This is a genomic window from Bartonella sp. CL25QHWL (genome assembly GCF_042195335.1).
In the GTDB taxonomy this organism is placed as follows: Bacteria; Pseudomonadota; Alphaproteobacteria; order Rhizobiales; family Rhizobiaceae; genus Bartonella.
In genome coordinates, this window is sequence record NZ_JBHIOE010000006.1 from 107,046 (window position 1) to 127,233 (window position 20,188).

Below are 20,188 nucleotides of genomic sequence, written 5' to 3' on the forward strand. Positions count from 1 at the left end.
GAAAATGGCATTTTAACGATTTTTTTAATATCATAGAAAACATTTCTTACAGAATAATAAAATGCTTATTACAATAAAATCGGGATGATGCAAAGCGATAGAAACAATCACTCAATTGATTTTTCAAAGAACAATTGATGAAATTCTTTTCAAAGAACACGCCTCCGTCACTATGAACAATATTTCTCAAAAATCAAATAGAACTCCTTTCTTGGGAAAAAGAAAATATCAACAAATGTTACCATCGTTGACCCCATGATACATATGAACGCCTATAGATCACATTCTCTTATATACAACCTTTCATCACGATGATGCTATTCGAACGTCTAAAAGACATTAACATCACTTAGAAAAAAGCAAATTTACACTAAATGTTTTTTGAGCCATTTGTTCTGAACAGGTCCAATCTTTAAAATTTGTTTTATTGAGATCTGTTTATTTGCAGAACAAGTATAAATAAATTTATCTAATGAAGCTTTTAGTCTTCTATTTTATGAAGCACATCACACAGGAAAAGTACAAAACAGTATATGAATTAAGCAAGTAAATAGCGACACATATCAGTTAATCAAAATGCTACAATGTTGCAAATGAGAGAACTTCTTTGATGAGACTAAAAAAATATACCCTCACTTTATATTAAAGTGACTGAGAGAAAAAAAATGAAACAAACAACGACTAAAGGATTTTAGAACAAACAGGAAAATAAATAAAAAAAACGAAAAAGGTAGAATCTCAAAACTTTTATATAAGCGATCCATTTTTCTATTGGATATTTCCCTATTGGTGGGCCCGGAGGGACTCGAACCCCCAACCAAGCGGTTATGAGCCGCTGGCTCTAACCAATTGAGCTACAGGCCCCACATAGGTTGTTTCTCTCTAAACTAAAATGCCCTATGATACAAGAGCTGACAAAGATTATAACCCATCTTTTTCTCTTTTCTATTGGTTTTTTTTTCAGTGCTCTAATTTCTTTACAAAAACTCTTAAAAATGAGAGAATAATTAACTGACAAATATAAAGGTATAGATATGATAGAAAAGAAAATTCAACCACTGAAGGGTTCTCTGGTTAAAACAGTTATATTAGCATTTACACTCTTAACCACATCGTTGACTGTACGTGCTTATGCTGAAGAAAATAAAATGAAAAATGCAACAATTACAGTGACAGCAATCGGAGAAAGTCAAGCCGCACCGGATATGGCAATTATTAATCTAGCCGTTGTTACCTATGATAAAACTGCCCAAAAGGCATTAGCTTCCAATAATCAATCCATCAATGATATTATAAAAGCTTTTAAAAACAATGGTATCCAAGCAAATGATTTGCAAACATCAGGCTTATCCATTTATCAGTCAACCTCTGATAAACAGCACGAAAAAAAGAATAATGAAAAACTCTATCATGTTTCAAATTCTTTAACCGTACGCATTCGTGATCTTACCAATGCTGGTAAAATCTTTGATCAAGCGATGTCACTAGGTGTTAATTCAGTTAACGGCATTACTTTTACCAACGCAGATACAAAGCCATTTTATCAAGAAGCACGTAAAAAAGCCATTACTGAAGCCATTGAAAAAGCGCAAACGATAGCGCAAGCGGCCGATTTAAAATTAGGAAAAATTATTGAAATCAATGAAAAGGATGATTACTATCACCCAACACCACGTCTCATGAGTAGAGCAGCAGATGTAAGCTACGCAAATACAAATTTTGCAGGTGGTGAGTTAAATTATAACGTGAGCGTCACTGTAGTCTTTGCGATCGATTAAGTCACAAACAGTTGTATAAAAATTACATTACTGGCCTTCACGTAGAAGACCAGTAATGTGATAAAGGTATTCTTCCTCAGATAATAATTCGTCTTCGTAAACCTCTATTTGTCCGCGTGCAGAAATACGCGCTGTATGTACCGTCTGACAATCTCCTGATACTAATGGATGCCACCAATGAAGATCTTTTCCCTCATAAATTAATCTATAAGCACAACTTTCTGGAAGCCAGCGCGCTGTTTTAACTGTCGTAATGTCTAGCGACATACAATCTGATACAATTGATTTACGATGAGCATAATCTCGACACCTGCAAGTTTCCCCATCTAAAAGACGACAAGCAATACTGGTTGCATAAAGGTCACCCGTATCGTCGTCCTCAACTTTATGGAGACAACAACGGCCACAGCCATCACAAAGGCTCTCCCACTCAGAAATGGAAATCTCTTCTAATTTTTTTACTTTCCAAAAGGGGAGTTCTCCACTCATAAACTCAGACACACCTTTTTTAATTAAGACGATCTATAAAAATAAAACGTTTAATTTCTATAATTTCATCTATTTCTGTCTCTTAAAAAGATTCAACTCAATGTATACTTTAAACCATGTTCTTAAAATCTATCTAAATAAAAAGAGAATATTCAAAAATAGCGCATATAAATGAACATAACCTATTGAAACATCCCTTTATAAACTGACAAAGAATAAAATGAGTCACCTAAAATGATAGAAAAATCCCGCAAAAGAATACACATTTTTCATCAAAAAGTTCGTATGTTGCAATATAAGTTTATTCCTAATAGATCCCATTTCTTAAAAAACGAGCTGGGCTATATGCAAGGTAATGTTTTTATCGTTCATTTCTTGAAAGCCCCCCTACTCTCTACTCCATAAACACCCTTTGCCCTATATCTATTCTTTTGAGACAGAGAAGTATAAAGCCCCAAAGCTAAGAAAAACATTAAACATCGCAAACTTTCTAGATTATTCAAATTCTTCCCATGTTTTTCTCAAGAAAGTATCCAAGTACAACATGACGCACCTCCCCCCCTTCATTAAGAAGAAAGAGGAAGTTATTAAAATGCACAAGAATTCCTTTATTTAAGAATCGAGAAAACTGCGCAATTTTCGTGAACGGCTAGGATGTTTCAATTTACGAAGTGCCTTTGCTTCAATCTGACGAATACGCTCTCTTGTAACTGAAAATTGTTGTCCTACTTCTTCCAACGTGTGATCTGTATTCATCCCTATTCCAAAACGCATCCGCAAAACACGTTCTTCCCGCGGTGTTAATGAAGCAAGAACGCGTGTTGTCGTATCTCGCAGATTAGCTTGGATAGCTGCATCAATTGGTAATAACGCATTCCTATCCTCAATAAAATCACCCAAATGGGAATCATCTTCATCACCAACAGGCGTTTCGAGAGAAATAGGTTCTTTTGCAATTTTAAGAACTTTTCGTACTTTTTCTAACGGCATAGAAAGCTTGCTAGATAATTCTTCTGGTGTTGGTTCTCGTCCAATTTCATGGAGAATCTGACGCGAGGTACGAACGATTTTATTAATTGTTTCAATCATATGAACAGGGATACGAATTGTACGTGCCTGATCAGCAATTGAACGTGTAATAGCCTGACGAATCCACCATGTTGCATAAGTTGAAAACTTGTAGCCGCGCCGATATTCAAACTTATCCACAGCCTTCATCAAACCGATATTGCCTTCTTGAATAAGATCAAGAAACTGCAAACCACGATTAGTGTATTTTTTTGCAATTGAAATAACAAGACGCAAATTAGATTCTACCATCTCTTTTTTCGCAATAGTTGATTCGCGTTCACCTTTCTGCACCTGCATAACAATCCGACGAAATTCACCAATCGAAATAGCCGTTTCTTGCGCAAGATTTTGTATCTCACTTCGCAGTTTTTGGATTTCTTTTGCTTCACGCACCGAAAACTCTTTCCAACCAGGTGTAGGCAAAGCAGCAATATAATTCATCCAATCTGCGTCCAATTCACGCCCTTGGTATTCTTTTAAAAAGTCCTCATGGCCAATACCATAGCTATTGGCAATCCGTTTCAGCTTACCTTCATTATGAATCAATCTCTTATTGATGTCATAAAGCTGTTCAACCAAAGCTTCAATACGATTTTGGTTTAAAGAAAGAGATTTTACTGCTTGAATCAACTCACCCTTTAATTGAATATATTTCTTCTTCTGAGAAGAAGTAAGGGCCCCCTCTTTACGCTCTGCCAAACTGCTTTCAACATGCTGATCTTGTAATTTTCGTAATTTCACATAGGTTTGAGCAATAAAATCCAATGTTTCCATAACTTGAGGACAAAGCTCATTTTCCATTGCAGCAAGCGATAAGTTAACATCGTCATCGTCTTCTTCATCATCGTCTTCAATATTTCTCTCTCCTGCGCTCTCCCCCATATTACGTATACCAGAAGACATTTTTTCTTCTACCGTCTTATCAACTTCACTTCGCTCAATAATAGGAGCCTGCTTTGCTTCTGGACCAGCATAAGTCGTTTCAAGATCAATAATTTCACGAAGAAGAATACGCTGCTCTTTTAACTCGTCACGCCAGATAATAAGAGCCTGAAAAGTCAAAGGACTCTCACAAAGTCCCGCAATCATTGTCTCACGCCCTGCTTCAATACGCTTAGCAATGGCAATTTCGCCTTCCCGCGAAAGAAGCTCAACAGCTCCCATCTCACGCAAATACATACGCACCGGATCATCCGTACGATCTGTTACTTCGCGTTTATTCGTTGTCGTTGCAATTGCGTGGCTAGAGGCTTCTACTAAATCACCACCCTCTACCGTAACTTCTTCTTCATAATTTTCAGACTCAACTTCATCCTCATCATCCACAACATTAACCCCCATCTCAGAGAACATCGCCAAGATATCTTCAATTTGTTCGGATGTAACCTCGTCAGAAGGAAGAACTGCATTGAGTTCATCCATTGTTACGTAACCATTTTTTTTGGCAAGCTTAATCATTTTCTTGATGGCATCATCAGAAAAATCAAGAAGAGGACTATCCAAACTCGCTTGGCTTGTTACTTCTGCATTATCTTTCTGTTTAACCTTTGTTGCCATACCATAACTCCACTCGATCACTTCACAGTTTCCATGTAACCATAGTTTCCATGTGACCAGTTTGTTTGTTCTCACTAAAATCTACCAATAGTTACTCATATATACTTCCTTTTAAGAGATTACTATTGGAAAGAATACATTTTGTATATGCCCTGACATCCAGACAAACTCGACATCCAGACAAAAACGCGGGAAAACTCCAGAAGTTTCCCCGACACCTCTCAGCCCTTCTGAGATAATCTCTGTACCCTATCGTAAGAACCAATTTCCCGCTTTTCCTAAAATTTACCCGCTTTTTCTAAAATTTAATTGTCATCTTTATAAAAATGTCACTCCACATAAAGTTCCTCATCTAAAATTTAAGTGACTGATTCGCATTAAAAAAGCGAATCATTTTATCGTATCTTGTGTATTCCCGTCTATTTTTTCATCCAACCAACTTCCAAACCCTTCAATTAACGCTTCTGTTGCCTGCATCTGCTCCAGCTCATTTTTTACCTCACGAAGCAGATCAAAAACCTCACTCTTAGGATTTTCTACAAGTTGCTCTTCAATATCCTGTAATCTCTTATGTAGGTGGTGTTCTTGAAGATGCAAGTAGACAGCTTGTTTTAATATAGCACGTGCATCTTCTATAGGGGCTCCACCAAGGATAATACGCATACCAATATTTTGCACAAGATGTTTCATACGCTCTAACAGAGCTTTTTGTTCTCTTTTCTCTAAGAATGCAACCATCGTCTCTTTATCATGAAGCTGTTGGTCCCCAAGAATTTCCAACATAGCTTGATGAAGAGTTATCAATTGAGTATTTTTTAATTCTAACTCAGAAAGAATTTCAAAATTTTCATACCACAACTCAGGATAGTAAGCTAAAGTGAGTAAAATCACTGCTTCACGCAAAGGAATAGATTGCGAAGAATTTCGTACTATTTCAGAATTTGCTAACAGAGAAAAGGTTTGATCTTTAAAGGTCCTATTTGGTGAAGATTGATCATATCGCCCTCCCCCCTTTTTTTTCGAAAAAGAGGGACGAAAAAAATCAAAAAGGCGTTTTTTTACATCTTGCAAATAATAACGGCGGACATCTTCATCCTTAATCGTAAAAATTTGTTGTTTCAGTTGTTTTTCTAGCGCTGCTCGTGTCTCTGGAATTTCAAAATGCTTTCCATAGGTAGCTCGCCACCATAAAAGCTCACTCAAAGGAATTGCCTTTTGCAAAAAAGAAGAAAAAAGCTGTGCTCCACCAGCACAAACAATTTCATCAGGATCTTTCCCTTGTGGCAACAAAACAAAGCGTACACAAACCCCAGCCTTTAAAAGAGGCAACACACGATCAGCAACACGAAAAGCAGCTTTTAAACCAGCATCATCACCATCAAAACACAAAATGGGCTCCTTCCCCATCTGCCATAAAAGCTCAATTTGCGCTTCCGTTAATGCTGTCCCTAAGGGCGCTACGACTCCTTCAAAACCAGCTTTAGTCAATGCAATGACATCCATATACCCCTCAACAACAAGAAGTGAATGAATTTTTTCATCGCCAACAAAGCGACTATTTTTGCGAGCTGCTGCCGCGTTATAAAGTATATTTCCTTTATGAAACAGCACTGTTTCAGGGCTATTGAGATATTTTGCTCGTGTCTCTTTCTCTAATGCACGCCCTCCGAAAGCCACCACACGTCCGCGCAAATCTTCGATAGGAAACATAATGCGATTTCTAAATCGGTCATAAGAATCCGCGCTCTCCTCATGCACTGAGAGAAGCCCACATTCTTCCATTTGCTTTATTGAAATGCCCAGTGCACTCAAAGCTTCTTTCAAAGCTGTACGCCTTACCGGTGCAAAACCAATGCGGAAACGCTCTACAAGCTCTGGTGTAACACCACGTGCATCCAGATAACGACGTGCTTGCGTACCTTCTTTATCGCGTAAATTATATTGGAAAAAATCTGTAGCAATTTTCATCACATCATAAAGGTCAGCTTTTTCCAGTTGACGTTTATGACTCTGTGAATCCAAAATAGGGAGTTTTATTCCCGCAAAATCAGCCAAACGCTCTACACTTTCTGAAAAGTGCAATCCATCAAGCTCACACAAAAAGGTAAAAATATCTCCACTTACACCACAACCAAAACAATAATAGCGCCCTTTATGATCATCACAATGAAAACTTGGCGTTTTTTCACCATGAAATGGACAGCAACACCAAAAGTCTCCCCGTGAAGGCTTACTTTTTCGAGGATCAAAATCCACCCGTTGCCCAATCACTGTTGAAATTGGGAGTCTCGTACGCAGTTCATTAAGGAAATCGGGCGGAAAACGCATTATCTCTCACAGAGTTTGAAAATTCTTTTTTGCATATTTAACGACTTTAGAGCATAATTCCAATACTTCCTCTTAAGCAGTTGTAAAATTTTAAACCCTCAACTGCATATATTTTTAGAAATGGAGAATAAAAAAGTGATCGAATTTATTGTTCAATATCCGTGGTTAGAGGCTATTTCTTGGCTTATTATTCTTACTATAGCTGCCCTTTTAGTGAACTTTCTAGGACGAAAATTACTTATTCACGGAGCAAAAAAACTCTCTTCTTTTCTCCCCAAAAATACAACGATCGATATTAATAATGCTATTCAATACATGGCAAATATCACTTCAGCTTTTATTCTTTCAATTGGTGTTAATTTTATTCCAACATTGCCCGATGCATTTAGCACTGTCATCGGTAATGTTGCCAACGCCTTCATTATCTTTTTTGTTGTCCTGACAATTTCTTCCTGTCTCAATGTCATTAACATCCTTTACGAACAACGACCAACAGCACGACTAAAACCAATAAAAGGTTATATTCAAATTGCTAAAATTGCACTTTTTGCTGTTGCAACAATTTTAATGGTTGCTACATTGATTGACCGCTCCCCTCTTATTCTCTTCTCCGGTCTTGGTGCAATGGCCGCGGTTCTCATGTTAATTTTTCAAGATACGCTCCTTTCTCTCGTTGCCGGTATTCAAATTTCATCCACTGATATGGTTCGCGTTGGAGATTGGATTGAAATCCCCAATCTCGGTGCCGATGGTGATGTTATTGAAATTGCCTTGCATACTGTTAAAGTTCAAAATTTCGACAACACCATCACCTCAGTTCCTATCCGTAAACTTGTGACCGACCCTTTTAAAAATTGGCGTGGCATGCAAGAATCAGGTGGCAGACGCATCAAACGCTCCCTTTTTATTGATCAATCAAGTATCCATTTTCTCACAGAAGAAGAACAAAAATATCTTTCTCGATTTAATTTATTAGAAAATTATTTCACGCAAAAAGTAGCAGAAATTGATCAATGGAATGCTCAATTAGATAAAAATCATGATGTCTTAGCCAATACGCGCCGTTTAACCAACATTGGAACTTTTCGTGCTTATGTTTTTGCTTACCTACAACAACATCTAAATATCAACCCTAATATGACCTATATGGCAAGGCAATTACCTCCTACAGAAAATGGTTTACCCTTAGAAATCTATTGCTTTACGAACACCACTGTTTGGATAGACTATGAACAAATTCAAGGCGATATTTTTGATCACCTTTATTCTATTCTGCCCTGTTTTGGTCTAAAGGTTTTTCAAAATCCAAGCGGTTATGATTTTAATCAAGTATTAAAAGCAAAAGTGAAATAAAAACAATAAACTTCAATTTATTAATTTTGAAGTAACCACATTCACAACAACAAAGAAAGAATAAAGTATCATGAATGGTTCATTGGTACTCCTTCATCTTGCCGGCGCTATTTCTTTACTTCTCTGGGCCACACGCATGGTGCGCACAGGAATTGAACGCGCCTATGGTGACAGACTTAAATATAAAATGTGCCACGTTATTTCAAAACCATTGTTTGCTGTAAGTTTTGGACTTTTTACAGCAATGATTTTACAAAGCTCTACAGCAATAACGCTCCTCGTTGGTTCTTTCGTTGAATCTGGTTTTGTCTCTGGAGTAGCAGGACTTATGGCTGTACGTGGAGGAGAATTAGGGTCAGCAATCGTTGTAAAAATTCTCACCTATGACCTCACTCTTGTTGTGCCCTTGTGTCTTTTAATTGGCACTTGTATCTTCATGACAACAGAAAAACGTGAATGGCGTCAAATAGGACGTATTGTCATCGGTATTGGTCTTTTGATTTTATCTTTAGAGATGATAAGTACAGCGACAGAACCTTTACGTGAAAGCGAAATTTTGCCTAGCATCATTCGTTATCTTTCAACCGATCCTGTTTCCTCTTTTTTGTTGGCTGCTGGCTTAACCTACCTCTTACATTCATCCATAGCAGGAATCATTTTGCTGGTCAATTTTGCCAATTACGATCTTATTCATACGCAACTCTGTGTTGTCATGGTTCTTGGTGTCAACTTTGGCTCTTCTCTTATAGCACCACTTTTAACGCGCAACGCCTCTCCTAATACCCGCCTCGTTCCCTTAGGAAACTTACTCATGCGTGGGGCCGGTTCAATCCTTATACTTATCTTATTTCTCTCCTTTCACCCTCCCATCACATGGCTTGGCAATAACGCCCCTACTCAAGTAATCAACGCCCATATCATTTTTAATGTTTTCATTCTCCTTGCTGGAATACCACTTTCAAAATGGGTTTTAAAATTAACCACTCAGATCGTGAATATAAGTGCAAAAAAAATGCAAGCTAACAAAACGCTCAATTTATCCGATCAAACAGCTCTTGATGACAGTGTTCTTGAACGCCCAACTCTCGCTCTCTCAAATGTCATGCGTGAAGTCATTCATATTTGTGATCTTGTAGACATCATGCTAGAAAAAATCATGGGACTTTATGAAAATCCTGACCCCAATATTATTCGTGAACTCAACCAACTCAACACCATATTGGACAAAAAACATATCGCCATCAAACTTTATCTTGCACGATTAGCGGGACAAAAATTATCTGACGAAGAAGCTCTTCAAACGCAAGAACTTCTAGGCGCCTGTATAAAATTAGACCAAGCAGGCGATATCATTATTCATAATATGCTGATGCTGGTTAAAAAGAAACAACAAAAAGGTTTACAGTTCAGCAGCGAGGGCTGGAGTGATCTCCTTCGTTTCCACGCCATTGTACTAGCCAACGCGCATATAGCATTTAACGTTCTCGTCTCACGTGATACACATACTGCACACCTATTGGTACAAAAAAAAGATCAACTACGAAACTTAGAAAAAGAGATGAGTTTAAAACATTTTAAACGTCTGCGTGAAGGGGATCTCAAAAATGTAGAATCATCCAGTCTTCATCTCGACACTGTGCGCGACCTCAAACAAATCAACTCTCTTTTGACCTCAATGATCTACCCCATTTTAGAAGAACAGGGACTTCTTCAAAGTTCTCGTCTACGCACCCCTGCTGAAGAACAAACAGAAAAAACTTAAACTTTTCAAATAACTTGAATAAAACACACATCACATCGATTATTCAATTTTGAATATGGTCAAGATATTGATTTAATCAAAACATCTTATTATTTGACAATTTAAATGAGCTTTCTTCATCGTAAATTTCTTTCATTTAAAATCTATTCATGATGAATTGCTCAAAGTCATTTGCTTGCACATTACAAACAAAGCAGCATGTAGAATAGAACTCTTGAAGAAAGACATAAAAATGCCTAACCATCTCAAAGCCAAGACTGTTAAACACATAAAGAATAGGTCAAGAGTATGATAGTTCCAACCTAAACTCGCCTTGTAAAAAGGGGATCGCTTCACAGTAGCAGCAAAACAGCAATGCTCTATAAGGAATGCAAAACCCCACAAAAATGCAATATTTATATCAAGATCTGTAGAGGTTAAACCTATACAGCCACGCTATAACGTGTCAACAAAGCAGTTTTAATTTCAAACATCATTGATATCAATTGGCAAGCTCCAAACTTTTAAATATCCATTTTACTTATTGCTTTAATCACAGTTGTTTTTTTCAATTTAAGAGAGAGCTTTAAAAAGCTTATAAATACACTTTATGAGTTCTTAAAACATTTTCACTAATATTTTATTATTTTATTCGTATTTCTAAATTAATTAATTTGTTTATAAATTAAAATGTATTATATATTTATACTTATTAAGTATTATTATGATACAAATGTGAATATTATTTTAATATAAAGGAAAGTAATAAGTAAAATATCTAAAAGCAATATCCTTTCCACTGGGTAAAAAAGGAATAAACCTTGATTTTTACAAAGTTTACTCTAGTTACAATTTAAATTCAGGCAAAGGAGGGTATCATGGAAAATGCAAACATCGGCTGGATTGCAGCTATTGTTATCGGCGGGATTGCAGGTTGGGCTGCACAGTATATTATGAAAAGCCAAACAGGAATATTGTTAAATATTATCTTAGGGATTATTGGCGCTGCGCTAGCAAGCTTTCTTTTTAGTCTTTTAGGTGTAAGTTTTGCTGGTTGGCTTGGCTATCTTATTTCAGGTTTTATAGGAGCCTGTATTCTTATATGGATAGGACAAAAAATTCGATCATAGAGTATTTATTTTTTACACCTTTTGGAATTCAATACAAAACTAGGAAACAACTAGCAGAGTTTGAAATATTTTCTTGTAACTTGGTGTTACCAATTTTGATATGATGGTGAGATGCTTAAGCTGCGATTTTAGGCATACACCATCACCGTATTATAAAACGAAATGCAGTAAAGAACTTTATAACGCACCATTTCATACCTATATAAACTTACGCATATCAGGAGAGATATGTTGCGTTATTTTAACGAAATACGAACTGATTTTTGTACCACGTGCGCAAATCCAGCATATCTCACTGTAATAACAATTCATAAGGTTACAAAAATCACTAACGATGATTAAAAATTCTACCGTATAATGCTTAATAGCTTACACTCTATCAACAATGCCCTTTTTACCAAGAAAACTCGAAGAGCTTTTTTGCATCTTAAGAAATAAAGAGAGACGGTAAGAACAAAATGATAAAGAATTTTTTCTAATCTATGAAATAAAATAGTATATAAAATAAATATGAAATAATATTAATGTAACTTTATTATAGAATTACTACAAATTATGTTATGTGAAGTAATTTTTAACAATATAATGTATTTTAAAGTTTTCAAAAATATATGCATTAATATAAATTTCTTGATTATAAAGAATACGATCCCCTTTACATCTCAATTCAAAAGATTTGAATACCTCTTCACTTTCTAAAGTATAAAATAAAGTTTTGTTCCTCTTAAAACTTCCTCTTTATATCATCTTGCATAGATGAATTTTTAGCTCTTCTTTATATGCGTTACAAACGAATTTTAAAGTACGAAACATTTTTCCCATTGCTCTCATGCGATAAAGAAATTTCCGTAACGCATTGTGAAAGTGCCTTGGATAAAACATAATACCTTATTTTGCTTTTTTAATGAAAATAATCCTATAATATATACTTCCCGCATATCTTCTTTTAAAGACCTTTGCAATCGACTTTCCCTTTGATATCTTCCTGTTAAAATCTTGCTGCTTTTATACTCCTTGTATTACAATAGAGCTATCTATTTAACCCAACATAACATATGGAATAAGACTTTAGCTGTGGAGTAAAACGATGTCTGATCTTGAAGATTCCATCTTACCGCCTCTAACGTGGTTCTCTGATCAAAATCCTCCAATACCAGAAAACGTTCGCGATTGGCTCATGGAATCGGGCTCGATGACGCTTCGATTAAAGAAATATTGTACCTGCCTCCAAGTTCAACCACAACGCGAATGTTTTATTACGCAAGATAAATTAACAGAAGAAGCAGAGCATCTCCCCGAAAGTGCGCGTTATTGGCTACGCGAAATCATATTAATGGGAGATAATAAACCTTGGCTCCTTGGACGCACTGTAATTCCACAAGAAACCCTCCTACACAATCAAGCCTTGATGCATTTGGGAACTGTACCTCTAGGACATTATTTATTTAACAATGACAAATTAACCCGCGATTACATTCATATTGGTCAACAAGGTGCACTATGGGCACGCCGTTCCCGTTTGCGGTTAACGGGTAAGCCATTGTTGCTAACTGAACTATTTTTAACAGATTCACCACTGTATCCCCACAAATAGAGGTTACTCATTTTATTCTGCATAATTTATAGATTTTATATAGCTTATAAGGGATTTAATCAGAGAAAAGAATTTCAAAATTATCTCAAGAACACATTAAAAACAAAGATTTCTTTTCAAAATATCCTTTTATTTCATAAACTCAGCTTAAAAAATCTCTTCCCTAGAAAAAACGTTCTAAAATTCTGATTTTCTTATCATTAAAACCAGCACTTGAATTAAAAAGATACACGCCATATTGATAAAACCATCTATATTTAAATTTCTTACCGAATAATCACTACTCTAAATATGGTAACTCTTTATCAAACAAATGCTTTGAAACAGCAAAAAAAGACAATAATACACTCCCCAAAATTGGAAATCTGTATCAATTAACTTAATCATCCTGTTTTAAAATTTTTAACAGTGCAAATAATAGATCTTTTTTAAAAAGTAAAAACTCTATAACCTTTTTGTTTTTTAATGATCTAACAGCTTTGAAGAACAGAAAAATATAATACATAAAAGAATGTTTATTGCTCTATGAGCTCCAAAAAAACTTCGTTGATTTCAAAAAAATATTTTTTTGATAATAGTATGTATATAAAAAATAAATGATATTTATCAAAATCCTACTGATTTATAAAGGTGACGCACAATAAAAAATATTTTCCCATCCCATTGAATTAACAAGATCTATTGCAATTTTTTACGAAGACTATTGCACACTTTAGAAAAATTCATTTGCCCCGCATACCGTTCCTTAAGCCACGCCATCACCTTACCTATATCGCGTAATTTTTCAGCCTTTGTTTGTGCCAAAGCTTCACAAAGAACCTGTTCTACTTCCATCTCCTTAAGTTGATAGGGAAGAAATTCACGAATAACTTCTATTTCTGCTTGTCCTCTCTCTGCCAATTCCAAGCAACCAGACTCTTTATAGGCTCGCATCAATTCTTCACGCTGTTGAAGCATTTTAGTGAAAACAGACTGTATCTGCTGATCATCCACTTCTAGCTTCCCCTCATCATAATAAAGAATATCACGATCTCTAACTGCAGCATTCATTAAACGAAGTGTAGCAAGACGCGCACTATCTTGCACTTTCAAAGCAGCCCTAAGAGCCCCATCAATCTGGTTACGCAACATAAATTTATCCAATTTTGTTCAAGAAGAATATGCCTTTTAACCAATCTTTATCCATCTTGCAATGGAAGATAAAAAAATAATTAAGGACTCGATCTGCGAAAAGCTAAAACAAGACTTTACCTCTTCATGGAATGTACTTATACTGCCTATTTCAAGCGAAACGTTACCAGAATAATATACACAGCATCTGTTAAAGGTATGATTTTTGTGTAAAGTTGGTCATTATACCTTTCAGAGAATAAATTGTGGATACATACTATGATACAAGCAACTTCACCCAGCCACCCTTGGAGTATCAAAAAACCGACAGCCCTCTTAGTCTTAGCAGATGGAACCGTTATTGAAGGCAAAGGAGCAGGTGCTACAGGTATCGCTGAAGCTGAAGTGTGTTTTAACACCGCCATCACAGGCTATGAAGAAATCCTCACCGACCCATCATACACACAACAAATCGTTAATTTTACTTTTCCTCATATAGGAAATGTAGGGGCAAATAGCGAAGATATTGAAGATCTCTCTCCTCTCAATTGTCATGGTGCTGTTGGCGCTATTTTCAAAGCAGATATTACACATCCCTCAAATTATCGATCCAATGAAAATCTTCATCAATGGCTTAAAACGCGTAAAATTATTGCACTTTGTGGTATTGATACACGTGCACTCACAATTCTTATTCGTGAAAAAGGTGCACAAAATGCTGTCATTGCACATGATGCTAATGGAAACTTTGATATTCCTTCTTTAAAGAAACGTGCGCAAAAATGGCACGGTCTCGTCAATCTTGACCTTACGAAAGACGTGACATCTCAATCATCAATGCAATGGAATGAAAAACCATGGAGTTGGAATAAAGGATACGGTACAAACAATGTGCACAATCTTCATATCATTGCAATTGACTACGGTATTAAGCGCAATATTCTTCGCCTTATGGCAACACAAAAAGCCCGCATTACTGTTGTGCCTGCCCACACAACTGCAAAAGAAATTCTGGCAATGAACCCTGATGGCGTTTTTCTTTCTAATGGACCAGGAGACCCCGCAGCTACAGCTCAATATGCCATTCCAACGATTAAAACATTAATTGATCATAATTTGCCAATTTTTGGAATATGTCTTGGTCATCAACTTCTCGCTCTTACGGTTGGTGCAAAAACCGTGAAAATGCACCAAGGACATCATGGTGCCAACCACCCAGTTAAAGACCTTAACACTGGAAAAGTTGAGATTGTATCGATGAATCACGGTTTTGCCGTAGATTCTTCCTCTTTACCACAACATGTTCAAGAAACACATATTTCTCTCTTTGATGGTTCAAACTGTGGTATTCGAATCATTGGAAAACCTGTTTTTTCTGTTCAATATCACCCCGAAGCTTCTCCTGGACCACAAGATAGCCACTACCTCTTTCAGCATTTTTGTGATCTCATTATGAATTATAAAAAAATATCTTAAAATAAAAAGCCTCACCTTTTAACTTCTCTCCTTTAAATTATATCATCTTCCTACGCACAATTATATTATTTTTATACCTACAACTTATTGAAGTTGTATTATTATTTATCATTCTGAAACTAAAAAGAGCGCACTGAATAGCTTAAATTTTTCTCCTTCCTCTTCTCTTAAGGTCGTATCCATCAAAATCATTGGCTTCTCCCCCCAAGCAAGGTAAGTGTATCGATAAAAACTATTTTTAAAAAGAGTAAAGTGTCTAACATTCAAAAAAGTGCCTAAACTTCAAATAAGCATTTGATTCACAATACAATTTTAAGCATTCTATTTTGCATGAGAAGCATAACTCCTCCTAAAGAATAAAAAAAAATTAAAGTGTGAGACAATGCAACAAATCTCTACTTTTTAAAAGATATTGCCGTAGATGGTTTTGAAAACTGTAAAGCCGAATAAAAAAGTAATAGCAAAACAGAAAACATCTTTTCAATTTTACAACTTTATATTCTTCCAAAATGAGGTTTTCTTTCGATTCCAGAAGTTATGCCAACAAATATAAGCAATATTTACTTCCAATTTGCCATATAAAATTTGGAATTGTTCATACAATACTGATACATCTAACGCAGATACGTTTTAATCTTTTGTTTTCAATATGCTGCTGCATTAGCACTGGATATTAATTTGCAAGCAATAGAAAAAATACGGACTCCCCTATACAAACAATATCACAAAATAAAAAAATTATTTGCACTAAATGAAAAGGAGATATCGATATTTTATATAACACTTTGTTAAACAAATATCACAAAAAACTTTCTGCCTATAAAATGATACATTTTGTTTATCTTGTGCATTCTTCTAGCAAAATAGTACGTACCGGCCTCTCTCAACAAATTAACGTACCCGCAAGGCAAAAATAACTGTGGCAACGACAAGAAGAAAAAAGCCTCCAACAAAAGGAGCACCTGAAAAATAAAACAGTGCATTTTTATCTGTAAAACATTCAAAAAGAAACACATAAAAAACAGAACCAAATGTTAAACTTAATGAAATAACAGATGTCATCGCTCCTTGCAGTTCTCCTTGTACATTTGTCGGTACCTGCGCTGAAGCAATCGCACGTATAGGTGCATGAACAAGATATTCAAGCATTGTACACATACAAACCATATAAACCATCCACCCCTGCGTCGCGAATGTATAGCCCAGCATAGCAACGGAGGCAAACAAAAGCCCCACTATAACAATATGCCAATCACTCCATCGTTTAGAAAAATAAGGCAAAAAGAGAGCGACTACAATAAATTGGCCTATCCCAAAAACACTATAGGAGAGTCCAATAGAAAAAGAACTCCAATCATAGCGTTCTTTTGCAATGAACGCCCAAATGCTTAACCATACAGATTCCGCAAACCAATAAAGAAAAAAGACCAATAACACCCAAAGAACCATCGGATATTGTTTCAGGTGCCAAAAAGCACCTAAGGGATTTGCCCGCTTAATATCAAAAAAGCGCCTATTCCATAAAGAAAGGGTTTCTGGAAGCATAACCCAAGAAAAAATAAAATTAATGAGTGAAAAACCAACAGCAAAATAAAACGGAATACGCGGACCAAACTGACCTAAAAAACCACCAATAAACGATCCTAAAATAAACCCCAATGCGGATGCAATGCCTAACAGACCAAAATTGCGTGTACGGGTTTTATCATCAGATATATCCGCAAGATAAGCTGTACAAGTTGCAAAACTAGCGCCACTTATCCCTGACAAAAGACGCCCGATAAATAACATAGAATAGCTCCATGCTATAGCACATATGAGATTATCAAGAGCAAAGCAGATAATAGAGAGAAGCAAAATAGGACGACGACCATAACGATCAGAGAGATTGCCAATAACAGGAGCAAACAAAAACTGCATCACTGAATAAGCTGCAAGTAATTTTCCTCTTTCTACAAAAGATGTACTGACCTCTTTTCCAGTTAATTGAGAAAAATATTCAGGCAAAACAGGACAAATGATCGCAATACAAAGAATATCTAACAATAAAGTGATGAACACTAAAATGAGCCCACGCTGAACAAATTTCGGATTGAGCATTTGGTCTTGCATAACATACACACTATTTTACGCATACAATGACTCCCCCGCTATCTTTTAACTCCCTTTTCCTTTTAAAAGTATTCTATACCGTATACTTTTCACATACAAAATAATAACAAAGTAAAAATTTAAGTAAGAGTCAAGATAAAACTGTAAAATTACGTTTTAATTGGTGTATCTTTAGTTGCTATCTCATTGTCAAAGAATAAAAATTTTTTTTGCATTATACGAACAAAATATTTGTGCGACAAACTCATGAACAAAATTTCATGAAACACAGAGTATTTCCAATAGTTTTAGAGACATTACGATGAATTTTATCAGACATCATTTTCCCCTCTCATCCCACCGTTTTCAGGAATCTCAATTCCATTGGATACGTTAGATATCCTATAGTAATTGAAACCTTTTAAAAGATAAGCTCTTAAAAAATTTTCTTACCCTCAGAATATGCTATAAAGTTAAAGCAGCAACACCAGAATAGCTTAACAACGTAAAAAGCTCATCATATTTTTAAAAATATTTATTTGACAATAATTTTGATTAAAAAATAAGTATATTATAGAGAAAAATCCTTTAATTCTATAATCTTAGAAAAGATTCATATCGTTTGCAATTTGTGTAACCTTAAAAACCATGATTTTATCTTTATATTCATTGATACTCTTAATGATTGTATGCTAGCATTAAATCTAACGATGATCATGATAAGCATTTAAAAAATAGCACTTTTAGAAATAGTTCGTCATGAATTTTTAATTCAAAATGGTGTATAAAATGCGAAAAATATCCCTATTAATTCTCATATTAATGTTGGTAACAGGATGTGATGTTCAGGATTCTGATTCACAAGAGAGTACTGTAGAAAATAAAATAAAAACACAACAAACAACCAACGTAAACCTAGATCCCTATACTCTAAATAAATTAAATGCTCTTCTCAAAAAACGTTCAGAAACAAATTATCAGGAAAAAGGGGCACTAATTGACTTTCTTTCTGAAGCTTTTTTAGGGACACCTTACCAAGCAAATATGTTACATGGCTCAGAAAATACACCAGAAAAACTGATTATTGATTTTAGAGGCTTAGATTGCTTCACTTATCTGGATTATGTTGAAGCATTGCGCAAATCAACATCCCAAACAGAATTCATAAATAACGTCATAAAAACGCGTTATATTAACGGTAATGTTCATTTTTTAAATCGGAAACATTTTTTTACGGATTGGGCTTATAGAGAATATAAACTCGCCACTGATATTACCGCTGAAATAAGTCCCCATGCGGTAAAAATAGAAAAATATCTCAATAAAAAAGCTGATGGTGGAAGCTATCTACTTGGGTTGCCAGTTGTGAAACGCACAATAACGTATATTCCAAGTAACTTTATTAATGAGGAGGTTATAGGTCGTTTACAGTCTGGTGATTTCATTGGTATTTATACGAAACTTGCTGGATTGGATGTAACACATGTGGGCTTCTTTATCATGACAGATAAAGGGCCAATGTTAAGAAATGCTTCTTCACGAAAAGAAAACGAAAAAGTCGTTGATTCTCCTTTTATGAATTATGTTGAAAAAACACCAGGAATCATTGTTTTAAGAGCTCTTGAATAACATCATAGCGATATGAAATATCTTCTCTATTCTTAAAATATATACTGTCGTTATTCAGGTAAACATCTAACTTCGTTCAAGCTATACGGATACAATATATTTGTTTACAGTTTTAAGAGAAAAAAGTCGTTTTGATCTAACTTTGTTTATAAGTATGACAAAATCATTTTTGGAGAAATTACGGATTTGTAATCACTTTTACTGGTTGAACGATAAAGACAGAAAAAACTCTATTATAGTATCACGCTTTCCTTTCATATTCTCAACCAAGAGTTATCTTTAGATTACCGCTAATCTGATCTTTACGAATATAACGCAAAAGACACAAACGAACGTTTGTAAAAATAAGTAAAAGTAAAGCCAGATATGTTTGGTGGTTGTTTCATAAAGTATTCTATAAAAATTCGATCTACCTCTCTAATTTATTGCATATAAATTTTTGACTTTATAGCTTTTTTTTCCTTATAAAGTCTTTGCTTTTTGTTATTATCTATAAATTAAAATAGCCCTGATATAGCAGCATATTATGATTAGGATGCACCAGTACTGTACGAGTCCTTGTAAAATTTTGATGCCAGATTGGAATGAAAATATGAAGGCATCAATTAAAAACCAGTTTCTATCTTTAGCATCATTCTTTAGTTCAGCTTTACAATTTTCTACAGTAACGACAATAATATCCTTTAAAGAGTAGAGTTATGAGCATGATTTTTGTTTTTTCATCTTTTAATGAGTCCCCCATCCTTCATGCAATAAAGAACACTCTAAACAGAACACATTGTATCGATAAAACAACACATTTATTAGCAACAATAATGACGATTAATCTATGATCACAAAC

General features: G+C 35.2%; 12 protein-coding genes and 1 tRNA gene. 7 read left to right on the forward strand and 6 right to left on the reverse strand.

The window, feature by feature from the left end; all coding sequences use genetic code 11:
* Positions 1-787: 787 nt before the first annotated feature.
* Positions 788-864: transfer RNA gene (locus ACFILY_RS04980), tRNA-Ile, on the reverse strand.
* Positions 865-1,034: 170 nt separating this feature from the next.
* Here ACFILY_RS04980 and ACFILY_RS04985 point away from each other — a divergent pair.
* Positions 1,035-1,778 (forward strand): SIMPL domain-containing protein, encoded by a 744-nt coding sequence (locus ACFILY_RS04985; RefSeq protein WP_273790802.1) that lies wholly within the window; start codon positions 1,035-1,037, stop codon positions 1,776-1,778.
* Positions 1,779-1,805: 27 nt separating this feature from the next.
* Here ACFILY_RS04985 and ACFILY_RS04990 read toward each other — a convergent pair whose 3' ends face one another.
* The 3 genes from ACFILY_RS04990 to dnaG all read right to left on the reverse strand — a co-directional run bounded on the left by ACFILY_RS04990 (position 1,806) and on the right by dnaG (position 7,223).
* The gene (locus tag ACFILY_RS04990) at positions 1,806-2,267 is read right to left on the reverse strand and encodes a YcgN family cysteine cluster protein (protein ID WP_375631188.1); all 462 of its coding nucleotides are present in this window, start codon (positions 2,265-2,267) and stop codon (positions 1,806-1,808) included.
* A gap of 612 nt (positions 2,268-2,879) precedes the next feature.
* The gene (gene rpoD, locus ACFILY_RS04995; protein ID WP_273790804.1) at positions 2,880-4,895 is read right to left on the reverse strand and encodes an RNA polymerase sigma factor RpoD; all 2,016 of its coding nucleotides are present in this window, start codon (positions 4,893-4,895) and stop codon (positions 2,880-2,882) included.
* Positions 4,896-5,285: 390 nt separating this feature from the next.
* Positions 5,286-7,223: a DNA primase gene (dnaG, locus tag ACFILY_RS05000; protein ID WP_375643446.1), complete on the reverse strand. Its 1,938-nt coding sequence runs from the start codon at positions 7,221-7,223 to the stop codon at positions 5,286-5,288.
* Between the two features lie 135 nt (positions 7,224-7,358).
* Here dnaG and ACFILY_RS05005 point away from each other — a divergent pair, with 135 nt between their 5' ends.
* The 4 genes from ACFILY_RS05005 to ubiC all read left to right on the forward strand — a co-directional run bounded on the left by ACFILY_RS05005 (position 7,359) and on the right by ubiC (position 13,041).
* Complete coding sequence (locus tag ACFILY_RS05005; protein WP_375631190.1) at positions 7,359-8,576, forward strand: mechanosensitive ion channel family protein; 1,218 nt, start codon at positions 7,359-7,361, stop codon at positions 8,574-8,576.
* Positions 8,577-8,646: 70 nt separating this feature from the next.
* Positions 8,647-10,338: a Na/Pi cotransporter family protein gene (locus ACFILY_RS05010; RefSeq protein ID WP_375631191.1), complete on the forward strand. Its 1,692-nt coding sequence runs from the start codon at positions 8,647-8,649 to the stop codon at positions 10,336-10,338.
* 857 nt (positions 10,339-11,195) lie between these two features.
* Entirely contained in the window at positions 11,196-11,447 is a 252-nt protein-coding gene (locus ACFILY_RS05015; protein ID WP_273790808.1) for a GlsB/YeaQ/YmgE family stress response membrane protein, read from the forward strand.
* A 1,087-nt stretch (positions 11,448-12,534) separates the two neighbouring features.
* Positions 12,535-13,041 (forward strand): chorismate lyase, encoded by a 507-nt coding sequence (gene ubiC / locus ACFILY_RS05020; RefSeq protein ID WP_375621383.1) that lies wholly within the window; start codon positions 12,535-12,537, stop codon positions 13,039-13,041.
* 678 nt (positions 13,042-13,719) lie between these two features.
* Here ubiC and ACFILY_RS05025 read toward each other — a convergent pair.
* Complete coding sequence (locus ACFILY_RS05025; protein WP_273790810.1) at positions 13,720-14,172, reverse strand: GatB/YqeY domain-containing protein; 453 nt, start codon at positions 14,170-14,172, stop codon at positions 13,720-13,722.
* Positions 14,173-14,430: 258 nt separating this feature from the next.
* On the opposite strand from ACFILY_RS05025, the gene carA reads away from it, so the two are divergent.
* Complete coding sequence (gene carA, locus ACFILY_RS05030; protein WP_375631192.1) at positions 14,431-15,627, forward strand: glutamine-hydrolyzing carbamoyl-phosphate synthase small subunit; 1,197 nt, start codon at positions 14,431-14,433, stop codon at positions 15,625-15,627.
* Positions 15,628-16,518: 891 nt separating this feature from the next.
* Here carA and ACFILY_RS05035 read toward each other — a convergent pair.
* Positions 16,519-17,739 (reverse strand): MFS transporter, encoded by a 1,221-nt coding sequence (locus ACFILY_RS05035; RefSeq protein ID WP_273790812.1) that lies wholly within the window; start codon positions 17,737-17,739, stop codon positions 16,519-16,521.
* 768 nt (positions 17,740-18,507) lie between these two features.
* Here ACFILY_RS05035 and ACFILY_RS05040 point away from each other — a divergent pair.
* Positions 18,508-19,347: a DUF1460 domain-containing protein gene (locus tag ACFILY_RS05040; protein WP_375637666.1), complete on the forward strand. Its 840-nt coding sequence runs from the start codon at positions 18,508-18,510 to the stop codon at positions 19,345-19,347.
* Positions 19,348-20,188: the final 841 nt, after the last annotated feature.